We start from the raw sequence: 13,686 nt of genomic DNA on the forward strand, positions 1-13,686 counted from the left end.
GGGCCCGAACCGCCGTTGGAAGAAGTGTGGATCCCACGCCGATCCGACGGATCCTCCGCCACGACGGACGTGCGCGCCGGCGCGTCCTCCAGTGAGACGGGGCCCCTCATCCGCAAGGATGAGGGGCCCCGTCAGCGGTCGCTCGAGGCGCTCACCAGATCGTCACGCGCTCCTCGGGGGCGAGCCACAGACCGTCCTGGGGCGTCGTCCCGAAGGCCTCGTGGAAGGCGTCCACGTTGCGCACGATCCCGTTGCAGCGGAACTCGCCCGGCGAGTGCGGGTCGATCGTCAGCAGCAGCTCGGCGTAGTCCTCGCGGTTCTTCCCGCGCCAGATCCGCGCCCAGGAGTAGAAGAAGCGCTCCAGCGCCGTCAGGCCGTCGACGACCGGGGCGTCCGCGAAGGACTCGACGCCCTCGCGGTGCAGCGCCAGGGCGTAGGCCTTGAGCGCGATCCCGAGGCCGCCCAGGTCGCCGATGTTCTCGCCGATGGTAAGGGCGCCGTTGACGTGCGGGACCTCGGACAGGTCGGTGCCCTCGCGCTCGGCGCGCTCCACGAGCGCCGTCGGCTGGAAGGCGTCGTACTGGGCGATGAGCGCGGCCGTGCGCGCTGTGAAGGCCTCGCGGTCCTCCTCGGTCCACCAGTCCGTCACCTTGCCGCGCCCGTCGAAGGTCGAGCCCTGGTCGTCGAATCCGTGGCCGATCTCGTGGCCGATGACGGCGCCGATGCCCGCGTAGTTGACGGCCGCGTCCGCCTCCGGGTCGAAGAAGGGCGGCTGCAGGATCGCGGCCGGGAAGACGACCTCGTTCATCGTCGGGTTGTAGTAGGCGTTGACCGTCTGCGGCGTCATGTGCCACTCGGCCCGGTCCACCGGGGAGCCGAGCTTGCGCAGAGCGCGGGCCAGCTCGAAGAGCTCGACGCTGCGCACCGAGGCGACCACGTCCCCGGGGGTGACGACGACGTCGGAGTAGTCGCGCCACGTGTCCGGGTAACCGATCTTCGGGGTGAACTGGGACAGCTTCTCCAGGGCGCGTTCGCGCGTGGCCGGGCCCATCCAGCTCAGCGAGGAGATCGAGCGACGGTAGGCCTCGATGAGGTCGGCGACGAGCCTCTCCATCTCGGCCTTGTACGACGGCGGGAAGTGACGGGCCACGTAGAGCTCGCCGAGGGCCTCGCCGAGTGTGCCCTCGATGAGGCCGACGCCGCGCTTCCAGCGGGCGCGCAGCTCGTCGACGCCCTGGAGGCGCTTGGAGTAGAAGTCGAAGTTCGCGGCCACGAAGTCGCCGGACAGGAGCGTCGCGCGGCCGTGCACCGTGTGCCACAGCGCCCAGGCGCGCAGGTCCTCGAGCTCGGCGTCGGCCCAGACGCCCGCTGCGTGGCCGACGTAGTCGGGCTGCTCGACGATCGACTCGTCCAGGAGCCCGCGCAGGCCCGTGCCCGTGGCCTCGGCGGCCGAGGCGATGCCCTCGCGCCACGCCTCCCACGGGAAGCCCTCGCCCGACGCGGTGAGCTCGCCCCAGGTCATCGGGTTGTTCATCTTCTCGATGTCGCGGCAGGCGACGCGGTCCCAGTGGCCCTTCGCGATGAGGGTCTCCAGGGCCATGACGCGCGCGGCGAGGTCCTCCGCAGCGGTGCCGAGGCGCTCGTCGAGGCCGGCGAGGGCGAGCACCCGGGCGAGGTGCGCGACGTAGGCATCGCGCAGGTCCGCCTGGGACTCCTCGCGGTAGTAGGACTCGTCGGGCAGACCGAGGCCGTCCTGGCCGAACCACGTCGTGTAGCGGTCGGGGTCGTTGAGGTCCACCTCGACGTCGACGCCGAAGGGGCCGGTGAAGCCGGCGGGCACGCCGGCGCCGATCGCGCGGGCGAGCTCCTCCTTCGTCGAGGCGGCGAGCAGCGGGACGAGCTCCGGCTCGAGCGGCGAGTACCCGAGGGCCTCGACGGCCTCCTCGTCGACGAAGGAGGCGTACAGGGCGCCGATCTTCTCCGACGGCGTCGTCGGAGTCCCGGCGGCGCCGGAGGCGGACCAGCCGGCCGCGGCCTCCTCGAGGATCTCGCGGCAGGCGGCCTCGGCGGCGTCCCTCAGCAGGACGAAGGAGCCGAAGCCGGGGCGGTCGGCGGGGATGACGGCGTCGCGCAGCCACGCGCCGTTGACGTGGCGGAAGAGGTCGTCCTGGGGGCGGACGGAGGCGTCGGCGGCGTCGGTCTCGTAGACGCCGGCGAGGACGGCGCCCGCGGGCGCCGAGGACCCGGAGGACGCGGTGGAGGAGGTGTCTGTCATGGGGACAACGCTAGCCGGAGCCCGCGCGCACACGCGTGCGCCGGCGGGACGCCCGCCCCGTTTCGCGTGAGGCACAATCGGCTCCATGCGCATCCACATCGCCTCCGACCATGCCGGCTACGAGCTCAAGAGCGCCCTCATCGAGCACCTCAGCGCTGAGGGGCACGAGGTCGTCGACCACGGCGCACTGACCTACGACCCCCAGGACGACTACCCGTCCTACTGCATCGAGGCCGCCGAGGCCGTCGTCGCCGACCCGGGCAGCCTCGGCGTCGTCATCGGCGGCTCCGGCAACGGCGAGCAGATCGCCGCCAACGCCGTCGACGGCGTCCGCGCCGCCCTCGCCTGGAACGAGGACACCGCCCGCCTGGCGCGTCAGCACAACGACGCCAACGTCGTCGCCGTCGGCGCCCGCATGCACACGATCGAGGAGGCCGTCCACCTCGTCGACCTCTACGTCGCCGAGCCCTTCAGCGAGGACGCCCGCCACCAGCGCCGCATCGACCAGGTCGCCGAATACGAGCGCCGCGCCCACCACGGCGCCTGACGCGCCCGTGAGCGTCTGAGCGACCCGTCACCCAGGGTGCGCTCGTCCCCTCCCTCCCGCCGCCCGCGCGGGCCCTGGTCACCCCGTCGCCCACGCGGGCGGTAGCGTCGAGGCCATGCCCGAAGGCCACACCGTCCACCGACTCGCCGCCGCCCTCGCCGAGCTCTACGGGGGCGAGAGGATGCACGCCGCCTCCCCGCAGGGGCGCTTCGCCGACGGCGCCGCCCGCCTGGACGGCCAGGTCCTCCTCGGCGCCCAGGCCCACGGCAAGCACCTCTTCGTGCCCTTCGCCCCCGAGCCGGACGTCCCCCTCGAGGACGAGGCCGTCACCTGGCTGCGCGTCCACCTGGGCCTGTACGGCTCGTGGACCTTCGACGGCGACTCCGCCTTCACCGCGCCCCACTCGATCGGCGCGCCCCGGCGGCGCGTCGGCGAGCGGGGCGAGCACGCCCTGTCCCACGGCGGGGGCTCCGCCCTGTCCGGACTCGCCGGCGGCGACGGCGGCGACGGCGGCGACGGTGCGGCCCCCGCCCCGACACCGGGGGAGTGGGAGCCGCCCGAGCCCCGGGGCGCGGTCCGCCTCCGGCTCGCGAGCGAGCACGGCGTCGCCGACCTCACCGGGCCCGCCGCCTGCGAGCTCCTCGACGCCGACGGCGTCGCCGCCGTGCGCCGCCGCCTCGGCCCGGACCCGCTGCGCGGGGACGGGGACCGCGAGGTCTTCGTGGCCGCCGTGCGACGCCGCCGCAAGGCCGTCGGCGAGCTCCTCATGGACCAGTCCGTCCTCGCCGGCGTCGGCAACATCTACCGGGCCGAGACGCTCTTCCGCACCGGGATCAGCCCCTTCCGTGCCGGCAACCGGGTGAGCGAGGAGCGTCTGCGCGCCGTCTGGGACGACCTCGTGCCCCTCATGGAGTACGGCGTCGCCACCGGCTTCATCACCACCGTCGACCTCGACGACGTCCCCGAGCCGCTGCCCGAGGGCGACGAGGAGGCCGGCCGCTGGTACACGTACCACCGCACCGACCGCCCCTGCCTGCGCTGCGGCACCCCGATCCGCGAGAAGGAGGTCGCCGGACGGCGCCTCTTCTGGTGCCCCTCGTGCCAGGCGCGGTGAGCGCAGTGCGCGACGCGACGCACACGACCGGGATCGACGGGGCGGCCGCGCGCTTCCTCACGGTCGGGCACTCGAACCTCGAGCTCGAGGACTTCCTCGCGATGCTCACCGAGGCGGGCGTCACCGACGTCGTCGACGTGCGCCGCCTGCCCGGCTCGCGCAAGTACCCCTGGTTCGACCAGGACCCCCTGCGCGAGTCGCTCGCCGGAGCCGGGATCGGCTACCACTACCTCGTGGTGCTCACAGGGCGCCGGCCCCGCCAGAAGGACGTCGACCCGGCGCTCAACGCCTTCTGGGAGAACCAGTCCTTCCACAACTACGCCGACTACGCGCTCGGCGCGGAGTTCGCCGACGGGCTCGCCGAGCTGCGCACCGGCTTCGGGGCGCGCCCGGCGGTCATGTGCTCCGAGGCCGTGTGGTGGCGCTGCCACCGCCGCCTCATCGCCGACCGCCTGCTGGCCGCCGGCGAGGACGTCCGCCACCTCATGGGGCCGGGCAAGGAGGCTCGCGCGACCCTCACCCGCGGCGCCGTCGTCGGGCAGGGCGGGAGGGTCACCTACCCGGCCGCCGACCGAGCCGCGTGCCGCGGTCCGCCCGGAGCCGTCGGCCCGTGGCACCGCCCGCCCGGCCGATCCGCTGATGGCCGCCGGACCGGGGCGGGCGTCGTCGGTAGCCTTCGGGCATGAGCACCGCGCCCCGTCTCGTCTCCGGCCCCTGGTCCGCCGCCACCGCCGGCCTCCTCACCCGCGACCACCGGGTCGCCGTCCCCTTCGACCGCTCCGGCGCCGGCGACCGCTTCCCGGACGGGAGCGCCGTGGGCTCTGAGACCATCACCGTGTACGCGCGCGAGGTGGTCCGTCTCTGCGACGCCGACGGCGCCCCCGAGGACGGCCCCGCCCCGGACCGCCCGTGGCTCGTCTTCCTCCAGGGCGGCCCCGGCTGCGAGTCCCCGCGCCCCTCCGCCGACGGCGGCGCCGGCTGGCTCGGCGCCGTCCTCGAGCACTACCGCGTCCTCCTCCTCGACCAGCGCGGCACGGGGGCCTCCACGCCGGTCGACCGCGCCGACCTCGGAGGCGACGCCGCCGGCACGGCCCGCCTGCTCATCCACCTGCGCGCCGACGAGATCGTCGAGGACTGCGAGGACCTGCGCCGCGCCCTCGGCGTCGACCGCTGGAGCCTGCTCGGCCAGTCCTTCGGCGGCTTCTGCGTCACCCGCTACCTGTCCGCCCACGCCGGCTCCCTCGAGACCGTCTACCTCACCGGCGGGCTGCCCGCCGTCGGCCACTCGGTCGACGAGGCCTACGCCCTCACTTACGAGGCGATGCGCCTCAAGAGCGAGGACTTCTACTCGCGCTACCCGGCCGACCGCGACCGGGTGGCCGCGCTCATGGAGGCCGCGGCCCGCGGCGAGGTCCGCACCGCCGCCGGCGACGTCGTCGGCCCCACCCGCCTGCGCGGCCTCGGCTCGACGCTCGGAGCGAGCGGCGGGATCGACGCCCTCCACCACCTCCTCGAGCGGGACCCGGCCTCGTGGGCCTTCCGCTACGACCTCGGAGCGATGCTGCCCTTCGGCGGCCGCAACCCGCTCTACGCCGTCATCCACGAGTCCTGCTGGGCCGACGGCGGCGCCACCCCCTGGGCCGCCGAGCGAGTCAGGCCGACCGCCTTCGACAACGACCCGACGCTGCTCACCGGCGAGCACGTCACCCGCGACTCCTTCGCCGAGGACTCGACGCTGCGCCCGTGGCGGGAGGTCGCGGAGATCCTCGCCGAGCACGAGTGGCCTCGGCTCTACGACGAGGCCGCGCTGCGGGTTGCGAACGTACCCGGGGCGGCCGCGGTGTACGCCCGGGACGTCTACGTCCCGATGACGACGAGCCTGGAGACCGCCTCGCTCATGCCGCGGCTGCGGACCTGGGTGACGAGCGAGTACGAGCACAACGGCTCGAGCGCCAGCGGGGGAGCAGTCTTCCGCCGCCTCCGCCACCTCGCCGCCGGCGCCCTCATCCGCTGAGATCGGGACATCCTGACGTCCAGATCGGGACATCCTGACGCTGAGATCGGGACGTGCCGGCGGTGGTGCCGGCACGTCCCGATCTCGCGGTTCAGATCTCCCGATCTCGAGGTCAACGTGTCCCGATCTCGGTGAGGGCTCGTCAGATGTAGATGGTCGGGTCGAGCATGAGCTCGGGGTCGACGCGCGGGTCGCGCACGCGCGCCGGGACGCCCACGCCCACGTGGTCGGCCGGCAGGTTCTTCACCAGCACGGCGTTCGCGCCGATCTTCGCGCCGTCCTCCACCGTCACCGGGCCGAGCACCTTCGCGCCCGTCCCGATCTGGACGTTGTTGCCGATGGTGGGGTGGCGCTTGCCGGGGTTCATCGACACGCCTCCGAGGGTGACGCCGTGGAAGATGAGGACGTCGTCGCCGACCTCCGCCGTCTCCCCGATGACGACGCCCATGCCGTGGTCGATGAAGAGCCGGTCCCCGATCTTCGCCGCCGGGTGGATCTCGATGCCGGTGGCGCTCCGGGCGGCCTGGGACAGGGCTCGCGCCGCGAAGGTGTGCCCGTTGCTCCAGAGCTTGTGGGCGGCGCGGTAGGCCCACAAGGCGTGCACGCCCGGGTAGAGGAGCGCGACCTCGGCGCTCGACCGCGCCGCGGGGTCCCGCTTGCGGGCGGTGGCGAGGTCCTCGCGGGCGAGGTCGAGGAAGGACCGGTTCTTCTTCTGGGGCATGTGCTCCTCCTGAACGTCCCCGGCCTCCGGCCGGTGCGGGTTGCGAGACCTGCTGCGCGAACGTCGACGGCGGTGCTCCTGTTCCCAGGAGCACCGCCGTCGGTCTCAGCGCCTCAGGGACGGCGGCCGAGACTCGCGCAGGAGAACCTCAGTTGAGGTACTCGGAGTACAGGGGGGTGGACAGGTAGCGCTCGCCGGTGTCGGGGAGGACCGTGACGATGGTCTTGCCCTCGAGCTCGGGACGCTGGGACAGCTGGTCCGCGGCGGCCAGGGCGGCACCGGAGGAGATGCCCACAAGGAGGCCCTCCTCCTTCGCGGTGCGGCGGGCGTAGACGAGCGCGTCGTCGGAGGTGATGTGGAGCAGCTCGTCCCAGACGGACTGGTCGAGCACGTCCGGCACCACGTTCGGGCCGAGGCCCTGGATCTTGTGCGGTCCGGCGTTGCCCTCGGAGAGCAGCGGGGACTCGGCCGGCTCGACGCCGTAGACCTTGACGCCGGGGACCTGCTCGCGCAGGACCTGGCCGACGCCGGTGAGGGTGCCGCCGGTGCCGATGCCGGCGACGAAGACGTCGACCTTGCCGTCGGTGGCCTCGAGGATCTCGCGGGCGGTGGTCTCGCGGTGGACGCGCGGGTTGGCCTCGTTGGTGAACTGGGAGGCGAGGATCGAGTTCGGCGTGGCCGCCTGGATCTCCTCGGCCTTCTTGACGGCCCCGGCGACGCCGCCCTCGGAGGTGAGGACGAGCTCGGCGCCGAAGGCGCGCATGATCGCGCGGCGCTCCTTGGACATGGTCTCGGGCATCGTGATGATGACCTTGTAGCCGAGGGCCGCACCGACCATCGACAGGCCGACGCCGGTGTTGCCGGAGGTGGCCTCGATGATGGTGCCGCCGGGCTTGAGGGCGCCGGACTCCTCCGCCGCGCGGACGATGGACAGGGCGATGCGGTCCTTGACGGAGCCGGCGGGCTCGAAGGCCTCGACCTTCGCCAGGACGGTGGCGGGGCCGGAGATGACGCGGTTGATCTTGACGAGCGGGGTGCCGCCGACGGCCTCGGTGATGTCGTTCAGGTAAGCCATGATGAGTCTCCTCGTGGATGATCCCGGTGCGGCTGCGGGCGGCGGCCGCTGGGCTGGTGATTGAGGTGGTCCGGTGCCGGCCCGGTGGGGTCCGGCGCTGACGGATCGCGTCCGTCGGTGCGTGGGCGGGTGGGAGACGGTCGGGCGCCGCCTGCGTCTGCTGGGAGCCAGAGAACGGTCAGGGCCTGGTGCGGAGGACCGGGGGTGCGTCCCACCCCGAGCGCCGGGCATGCGCGCAGCGACGCGCGCACAGTGTCAAGGCCAGGCGCCCTATCGACACTGACAGCAGGAGCAGGACATCGCACGCATGAGGCTCGTAGCCATCATGGGGTGCTCCTCTCCGCTGGAGGCCGCCGCGGTGGCGACCCGTCGCGGGAAGGTTAGCGCCGACGTCGTGGCGGACGTCAAGTTCCCGCGGCGAGGGTCACACCCTGAGACGGGAGGCGGGCGCCCGACGGCGGGGCCGGGTGGGAGCGTCGTCAGGCGGGAAGCTCGATGACCCGGGAGCCCGCGGGCTCCGGTGCGGCCGCGCCCTGGGTGAGCTGCGCGACCACCTCCGCGAGCAGGGCCGCGTCGTCGGCGTCCCCGGTGGTGACGAGGACGACGGCGTGGGTGGCGCCCCAGATCGTCTCCTCGACGTCGATCCCGCCGCCCGCGCCGCCGGAGAGCCCGCGCAGCTCCGCCTCGAGGCGGCCGGCGTCGGCGACCGGCACGCGCACGTCCCACAGGTCGCGCGCGGCGACCCGGACCCGCCCCGCGGCCTCGAGGGCCTGGGCCGCGGCCTCGGAGTAGGCGCGCACGAGCCCGCCGGTGCCGAGCAGGGTCCCGCCGAAGTAGCGGGTGACGACGACGGTGGTCGCGGTGAGGCCGCTGCCGCGCAGGACCTCGAGGATGGGCTGGCCCGCCGTGCCCGACGGCTCGCCGTCGTCGCTGGAGCGCTCGATCGGCTGGGCGCCGTCGACGGGCACCGTGAAGGCGGAGCAGTGGTGGCGCGCCTCCGGGTGGGCGGACCGGACCGCGGCGATGAAGGCGCGGGCCTCCTCCTCGGTGTCGGTGCGGGCGGCGCGGGCGAGGAAGTGGGAGCGCTTGACCTCGAGGTCGGTCTCGGGCTGTTCCCCGCGTGCCAGCGCGAGGCGGGCTGCGGGCGCGGTCCCGGGGCCGGCGGCACCGGTGGGGGAGGGGCTGGAGTCGGGCTGCGGCATGAGGGCATGATGGCAGGCCCCGACGGGACTGATCTCACACGGCGGCCGACGCGCCCGGGGTGGAAGGGGCTTGGCCGGAGTCGTTATGGTGTCCCTCGGTCCAGTTTCCGTTGGATCGAACGATCCCCAGACTTGAGAGGAGCGGGCTCATGGCAGTGCCGAAGCGGAAGATGTCCCGCAGCAACACCCGTAACCGCCGGTCGCAGTGGAAGGCCGAGCTCACCGAGCTCAACACCATCCGCGTCGCTGGCCGCGAGATCACCGTGCCCCGCCGCCTGGCGAAGGCCTACAAGACCGGTCTCATCGAGCACTGATCTTGTGGTGGGTCGAGTGATCGACCCTCCGTACGCGGGTGTAGCTCAATGGTAGAGCCTCTGCCTTCCAAGCAGATTGCGCGGGTTCGATTCCCGTCACCCGCTCGGTGATCGAGTGAGGCCGTCGTCGGATGTCCGACGACGGCCTCACTCGATCCACGGGGTATAGCGCAGCTTGGTAGCGCGCCTGCTTTGGGAGCAGGAGATCGTGGGTTCAAATCCCGCTACCCCGACCATCGCCCCGGGGTGGGGCTGTCGCGATCTGCATGGGTCGCGCTCGGTGCCTCGTTGAGGGCGTCTGAACCGATGCGACGACGCTCTCGTGCTCGTTGCATCCCGCGGCCCCGTGCCCGTTCCATACAGAGCCTGTCACCATTGCCTCGGCGTTCCCTACTGGCCTCGCCCGCGTAGCCTGCGGCCGTGCCCTCCTACCGCTCCATCCTCACCATCGGCGCTCTCCACCCCGGCCGCGGCCCGCAGGCCGTCGAGGACGCCGCCCGCGCCGCCGTCACCGAGACGACGACGCTCGAGTCCTTCCAGGTCGACGTCGTCTCCGGCGAGCCGCGCGTGGCCGTCCGCTTCACCGGCGCCGACGACGGCGAGGCCCGCGAGGTCCACGCGCGCACGTCCGCCGCGGTGCGCGAGGTCGCCTCAGCGCCCCGCGCCGTCCTCGCCAAGGTCGTCTCCGGGCGGAGCGTCCCGATCATCTGAACCGCCGCGCGGCGGGCGCCGTCGCGGCGCAGCGCCCTGGACGCCCGCTGTGCCCCGTCTCATTTTCCGGGTGGCGCCGCCCTTGCCATAAGATGGCACGGATTGACGCCGCACAGGGGCGTCGGCCGGGAGGCTCCGTGAGCGTCCCGCGCGAACACCAGCCACTCGTATATCGGAGTACACCCTCGTGAAGAGCACTGTCGAGAACATCGACCCCGCGCGCATCAAGCTGACCGTCGAGGTCCCGTACGAGGAGCTCAAGCCGAGCCTCGACGCCGCTTACCAGGAGATCGGCTCCCAGATCCAGGTCCCGGGCTTCCGCCGCGGTCACGTCCCGACCCAGGTCATCGACCAGCGCGTCGGTCGCGGTGCGGTCATCCAGGAGGCCGTCAACGACAAGCTCCCCGACTTCTACCGCGACGCCCTCGCCGAGGCCGACCGCGTCCCGATGGCGCAGCCCTCCGTCGAGGTCACCGAGCTCCCCAACGTCACCGGCGCCCAGGGCGGCCAGCTCGCCTTCACCGCCGAGGTCACCGTCCGCCCCGAGATCGAGCTCCCCGAGCTCTCCGGCCTCAAGGTCACGGTCGACCCGATCACCGTCTCCGACGAGGACGTCGAGACCGAGCTCGAGAACCTCCGCGCCCGCTTCGGCTCCCTCAAGTCCGTCAAGCGCAAGGCCAAGACTGGCGACTTCGTCACCATCGACCTCAAGGCCGTCATCGACGGCGAGGAGGTCGACTCCGTGTCCGGCGTCTCCTACGAGATCGGCAAGGGCAACATGCTCAAGGGCCTGGACACCGCCCTGCGCGGCCTCCACTCCGAGGAGACCGCCACCTTCACCACGAAGCTCGCCGGCGGCGAGCACGAGGGTGAGGAGGCCGAGGTCACCGTCACCGCCCAGTCCGTCAAGCAGCGCGAGCTCCCCGACGCCGACGACGACTTCGCCCAGATGGCCTCCGAGTTCGACACGATCGACGAGCTCAAGGAGGACCTGCGCAAGCAGGCCGGCGAGCGCAAGGAGGCCGACCAGGCCGTCGCCGCCCGTGACGCCCTGCTCGAGCAGCTCCGCGACGCCGTCAAGGTCGAGGCCCCGGCCGACGTCGTCGAGGACCAGGTCAAGCAGCACCTCCAGGTCGAGGGCAAGGAGGAGAACGACCCCCACGCCGAGGAGATCCGCGAGGAGATGGAGACCGGCGTCCGCGACCAGATCATCCTCGACGTCCTCGCCGAGAAGCTCGAGGTGGGCGTCAACCAGGATGAGCTCATCGAGTTCCTCATCCAGACCGCGCAGCAGTACGGCATGGAGCCCGGCCAGTTCATGCAGGGCGCCCAGCAGGCCGGTCAGATCCCGGCCTTCGTCTCCGAGATCGCCCGCAACAAGTCCCTCGCCATGGCCCTGCGCCAGGTCGAGGTCAAGGACACCGACGGCAACGACGTCGACCTCACCGAGTACATCGGCTCCGACGAGCTCGACGCGCAGGACGCCGTCGACGCCGTCGAGGAGGCCGCCGCTGCCGCCGCCGAGGAGACCGAGGAGGCCTGAGTCCCCCCCGATTCCGACGAGACGGCGCGAGCCGTCGACCGGTCGCACGTGAGAGCGGGCCGCCACCCCACGGGGTGGCGGCCCGCTCTCCTGAGTGCGCAGGCGGCGGCGCGACGGGCGCGGCCCGGACGGGTGGCCTCGCCCGCGGGCCGGCCCGGGTGCTCAGAGCGTCTCGGCCGGCCTCGGCTGGTCGGCGCCGAGCCGGTCCACGTTGACGAGCACGAGCTGGAGCCTGGAGGGCTCCACGGCCGCGAGGTCGTGCTTCGTGCCCGGGGCGACGTAGACGACGTCGCCGGGCGCCAGGCGCTCGGTGCGGCCGTCCACGGTGAAGTCGAGGGAGCCCTCGAGGAGGGTGACGATGAGGGCCTTGGGGGAGGAGTGGTCCGGGACGCGCTCGCCGGCCGCGAGGAGGAGCTGCAGGGCGCGCAGCGCCTCGTTGTTGGTGACGACGCTCGTGGCGCGGCCCTCCGCGGGGATCGGCGCCTTCGCGTTGACCCCGAGGGAGAAGGTGGACTGGGCGGCGGACGTGACGGGCACGGTGACCTCCTGAGTGACCAGCATTAGATCTGGGTGCGGACGTGATAATTCCCTGTCAGCGTATGCCGCCCGACCGGCGCCGGCCAGGTGCTTCCCGAGCTCGCGTCAGGCCGTGAGCGAAAAGGGCTCAGGTCCGGGCATGGGCGCCCTGCACCCCGCGTTAGCGTTGGCGACAACGAACACGAGAGGACTGACGTGAGCGAGCACATCACGCCCCAGACGTCGGCGGTCGCCGCCCCGACGGCCGCGGACCCCGGCCCCGCCGGACTCGGCCTGACCGACTCCATCTACAACCGCCTCCTCAAGGAGCGCATCATCTGGCTCGGCTCCGAGGTGCGTGACGACAACGCCAACGCCATCTGCGCCCAGATGCTGCTGCTCGCCGCCGAGGACCCTGAGCGGGACATCTACCTGTACATCAACAGCCCCGGCGGCTCCGTCACCGCCGGCATGGCCATCTACGACACGATGGAGTACGTCCAGCCCGACGTCGTCACCGTCGCCACAGGCATGGCCTCCTCGATGGGCCAGTTCCTCCTGTCCGCGGGCGCCAAGGGCAAGCGCTACCTCACCCCCCACACCCGCGTCCTCATGCACCAGCCCTCCGGTGGCGCGGGCGGCTCCGCCACGGACATCCGCATCAACGCCGACCTCATCATCAAGATGAAGCAGGAGCTCGCGGAGATCACCGCAGCCAACACCGGGCACACGGTGGAGGAGATCATCAAGGACTCTGACCGCGACCACTGGTTCAGCGCCACCGAGGCCCTCGAGTACGGCTTCGTCGACCACATCATCCGCTCCAGCCGCGAGCTGACGGACGAGAACGGAGAGAACTGACATGACGAGCTCTCGCCCCTACTTCGACGCCATGGCCCGTCAGGTCGAGGGCGCTGCCGCGGCCCCCGGCGGCATCGCCCCGGCCTCCCCGGTGTCGCGCTACATCATGCCGCAGTTCGAGGAGCGCACCGCCTACGGCTTCAAGCGCCAGGACGCCTACTCCAAGCTCTTCGAGGACCGCATCATCTTCCTGGGCGTCCAGGTCGACGACGCCTCGGCCGACGACATCATGGCCCAGCTCCTCGTCCTCGAGGCGCAGGATCCCGACGGCCTCATCACGATGTACATCAACAGCCCCGGTGGCTCCTTCACCGCGCTGACCGCCATCTACGACACGATGCAGTACATCAAGCCGCAGGTGCAGACGGTCTGCCTCGGCCAGGCCGCCTCGGCCGCCGCCGTCCTGCTCGCCGCCGGCAGCGAGGGAAAGCGCCTCGCCCTGCCCAACGCCCGCATCCTCATCCACCAGCCCGCGATGGAGGGCATGCAGGGACAGGCCTCCGACATCGAGATCGTCGCCAACGAGATCGACCGCATGCGCGGCTGGCTCGAGGAGACCCTCGCGGCCCACACCGGCCAGAGCGTCGAGAAGGTCCACGCCGACCTCGAGCGCGGCAAGATCCTCACCGCGCAGGCCGCCAAGGAGTACGGCCTCGTCGACCAGGTCCTCGCCTCGCGCAAGACCCCGCGCTCGCCCCACTCCGCCTGACGGAGCGCCGCGCCCGAGCCTGCATCGAGCGTCACGGAGCCCGACGCCGCAGCCGCCGCTGCGCCGTCGGGCTCCATCGCGTCC

At 72.5% G+C, this 13,686-nt stretch carries 14 protein-coding genes and 2 tRNA genes; 11 read left to right on the forward strand and 5 right to left on the reverse strand.

Annotated features, from left to right (window positions below):
- Window positions 1–151: 151 nt before the first annotated feature.
- Window positions 152–2,275, reverse strand: coding sequence for a M13 family metallopeptidase (locus AXF14_RS08335; protein WP_067942437.1), 2,124 nt, complete (start codon window positions 2,273–2,275; stop codon window positions 152–154).
- Between the two features lie 85 nt (window positions 2,276–2,360).
- Here AXF14_RS08335 and AXF14_RS08340 point away from each other — a divergent pair, with 85 nt between their 5' ends.
- The 4 genes from AXF14_RS08340 (at window position 2,361) to AXF14_RS08355 (ending at window position 5,950) form a co-directional block, all read left to right on the forward strand.
- A complete protein-coding gene (locus AXF14_RS08340; protein ID WP_067942439.1) occupies window positions 2,361–2,822 on the forward strand; it encodes a ribose-5-phosphate isomerase in 462 nt (153 codons plus the stop codon).
- A 115-nt stretch (window positions 2,823–2,937) separates the two neighbouring features.
- Window positions 2,938–3,936: an Fpg/Nei family DNA glycosylase gene (locus tag AXF14_RS08345; RefSeq protein WP_067942441.1), complete on the forward strand. Its 999-nt coding sequence runs from the start codon at window positions 2,938–2,940 to the stop codon at window positions 3,934–3,936.
- On the forward strand, window positions 3,933–4,622 hold the full coding sequence (locus tag AXF14_RS08350) for a DUF488 domain-containing protein (RefSeq protein ID WP_211260071.1): 690 nt from the start codon (window positions 3,933–3,935) through the stop codon (window positions 4,620–4,622). Before AXF14_RS08345 ends, AXF14_RS08350 begins: the two co-directional genes overlap by 4 nt.
- Complete coding sequence (locus tag AXF14_RS08355; protein WP_067942443.1) at window positions 4,619–5,950, forward strand: alpha/beta fold hydrolase; 1,332 nt, start codon at window positions 4,619–4,621, stop codon at window positions 5,948–5,950. Before AXF14_RS08350 ends, AXF14_RS08355 begins: the two co-directional genes overlap by 4 nt.
- A gap of 142 nt (window positions 5,951–6,092) precedes the next feature.
- Here the strand turns inward: AXF14_RS08355 and cysE are convergent, their stop codons facing one another.
- The 3 genes from cysE to AXF14_RS08370 all read right to left on the reverse strand — a co-directional run bounded on the left by cysE (window position 6,093) and on the right by AXF14_RS08370 (window position 8,948).
- Complete coding sequence (gene cysE, locus AXF14_RS08360; protein ID WP_067942445.1) at window positions 6,093–6,671, reverse strand: serine O-acetyltransferase; 579 nt, start codon at window positions 6,669–6,671, stop codon at window positions 6,093–6,095.
- 148 nt (window positions 6,672–6,819) lie between these two features.
- Complete coding sequence (gene cysK, locus AXF14_RS08365) at window positions 6,820–7,746, reverse strand: cysteine synthase A (RefSeq protein WP_067942447.1); 927 nt, start codon at window positions 7,744–7,746, stop codon at window positions 6,820–6,822.
- A gap of 479 nt (window positions 7,747–8,225) precedes the next feature.
- Window positions 8,226–8,948 (reverse strand): IMPACT family protein, encoded by a 723-nt coding sequence (locus tag AXF14_RS08370; protein WP_067942449.1) that lies wholly within the window; start codon window positions 8,946–8,948, stop codon window positions 8,226–8,228.
- Window positions 8,949–9,097: 149 nt separating this feature from the next.
- Here AXF14_RS08370 and rpmF point away from each other — a divergent pair, with 149 nt between their 5' ends.
- From rpmF to tig, 5 genes are all read left to right on the forward strand, one after another.
- Window positions 9,098–9,262, forward strand: coding sequence for a 50S ribosomal protein L32 (gene rpmF / locus AXF14_RS08375; protein WP_067942450.1), 165 nt, complete (start codon window positions 9,098–9,100; stop codon window positions 9,260–9,262).
- A 34-nt stretch (window positions 9,263–9,296) separates the two neighbouring features.
- Window positions 9,297–9,367 (forward strand) — tRNA-Gly (locus AXF14_RS08380).
- Window positions 9,368–9,421: 54 nt separating this feature from the next.
- Window positions 9,422–9,498, forward strand: a tRNA-Pro gene (locus AXF14_RS08385).
- A gap of 184 nt (window positions 9,499–9,682) precedes the next feature.
- On the forward strand, window positions 9,683–9,973 hold the full coding sequence (locus AXF14_RS08390; protein WP_067942452.1) for an FMN-dependent dehydrogenase: 291 nt from the start codon (window positions 9,683–9,685) through the stop codon (window positions 9,971–9,973).
- A gap of 187 nt (window positions 9,974–10,160) precedes the next feature.
- On the forward strand, window positions 10,161–11,516 hold the full coding sequence (gene tig, locus AXF14_RS08395; RefSeq protein WP_067942453.1) for a trigger factor: 1,356 nt from the start codon (window positions 10,161–10,163) through the stop codon (window positions 11,514–11,516).
- Window positions 11,517–11,678: 162 nt separating this feature from the next.
- Here tig and AXF14_RS08400 read toward each other — a convergent pair whose 3' ends face one another.
- On the reverse strand, window positions 11,679–12,053 hold the full coding sequence (locus tag AXF14_RS08400; RefSeq protein ID WP_236755434.1) for a cupin domain-containing protein: 375 nt from the start codon (window positions 12,051–12,053) through the stop codon (window positions 11,679–11,681).
- 195 nt (window positions 12,054–12,248) lie between these two features.
- Here AXF14_RS08400 and AXF14_RS08405 point away from each other — a divergent pair, with 195 nt between their 5' ends.
- Window positions 12,249–12,893, forward strand: a complete 645-nt coding sequence (locus AXF14_RS08405) for an ATP-dependent Clp protease proteolytic subunit (RefSeq protein ID WP_269465368.1) — start codon at window positions 12,249–12,251, stop codon at window positions 12,891–12,893.
- A gap of 1 nt (window position 12,894) precedes the next feature.
- Complete coding sequence (locus AXF14_RS08410) at window positions 12,895–13,602, forward strand: ATP-dependent Clp protease proteolytic subunit (protein ID WP_067942457.1); 708 nt, start codon at window positions 12,895–12,897, stop codon at window positions 13,600–13,602.
- Window positions 13,603–13,686: the final 84 nt, after the last annotated feature.

Source organism: Actinomyces radicidentis (assembly GCF_001553565.1).
Taxonomy (GTDB): domain Bacteria; phylum Actinomycetota; class Actinomycetes; order Actinomycetales; family Actinomycetaceae; genus Actinomyces; species Actinomyces radicidentis.